Origin of the sequence: Massilia sp. CT11-108, assembly GCF_047302915.1 — a bacterium.
In the GTDB taxonomy this organism is placed as follows: Bacteria; Pseudomonadota; Gammaproteobacteria; order Burkholderiales; family Burkholderiaceae_D; genus Telluria; species Telluria orientalis.
The window spans coordinates 1-1126 of sequence record NZ_JBKYMO010000956.1 but is presented as its reverse complement, the minus strand read 5'-3'; the positions used below and the strand labels follow the sequence as shown (position 1 = coordinate 1126).

At 68.7% G+C, this 1126-nt stretch carries 1 protein-coding gene; it reads left to right on the top strand.

Annotation, left to right across the window (positions count from 1 at the left end):
* Positions 1-1126: glycosyl hydrolase 115 family protein (locus ACEN88_RS32330; RefSeq protein ID WP_413346311.1), on the top strand; the 1126-nt coding region annotated here is incomplete at both ends.

The following is a 1126-nucleotide window of genomic DNA, read 5'->3' as shown; positions in this document are numbered from 1 at the left end:
GCACCTGGACCGCCCGGCCGTCGACGGCGCGCCGCGTCTGTCGCACGCGCCGGCGGTGGCGTACCGCGGCATCTTCATCAACGACGAGGACTGGGGGCTGCAGCCGTGGGCGGCCAAAACGTTCGATCCGGCCCACGACATCGGTCCGGCGACGTACGCGCGCGTGTTCGAGCTGCTGTGGCGCCTGAAGGCGAACCTCGTGTGGCCCGCGATGCACGAATCGACGCGGCCGTTCTACGAGGTCGCGGGCAATGCGCGGATGGCCGACGATTACGCGATCATCGTCGGCACGTCGCATGCGGAGCCGATGATGCGCAATAACGTGCGCGAATGGAACGGCGGCCCGTTCGACTGGTTCCGCAACCGCGACCGCCTCGTCGACTACTGGCGCACGCGCATCGACGAAGTCAAAGGCATGGAGACGATGACGTCGCTGGGCCTGCGCGGCGTGCATGATTCCGCGATGGAGGGCGCGGCCAGTCCCGAACAGGCGCGCGACACGTTGCAGGACGTGTTCAAGGTCCAGCGCGCGATGCTGGGCGAAGCGCAGGGCAAGCCGCCCGCGCGCATCCCGCAAGCCTTCACGATGTACAAGGAAGTGCTGGATTACTGGAACCTCGGCCTCGCCGTGCCCGACGACGTGACGCTCGTGTGGCCGGACGATAACTACGGCTATCTCGCGCAACTGGGCACGGACAGGGAGGGCCGGCGCGCGGGCGGGCAGGGCATCTATTACCACGTGTCGTACTGGGGCCGGCCGCACGACTACCTGTGGCTGGCCACGACGCATCCATCACTGATCCGCGACCAGCTGGAGCGCGCATGGGCGACCGGTGCGCGCCGCCTGTGGGTGCTGAACGTGGGCGACATCAAGCCGGCCGAATACCTCACGCAGTACTTCCTCGACGCGGCGTTCGACGCGGACGTCCTGCAGCGGGATCCCGCGCGCCACCTGGAAGCGTGGGCCGCCGCGCAGTTCGGACGCGTCCACGCCGCGGAAACGGCGGCCATCCTGCGCGAGTACTACCGCCTCGCGTGGGAACGCCGTCCCGAATTCATGGGCTGGAGCCAGACGGAACCCACGCGTCCCGTGCGCACCACGGCCTATGTGCGCACGGGACGTGTG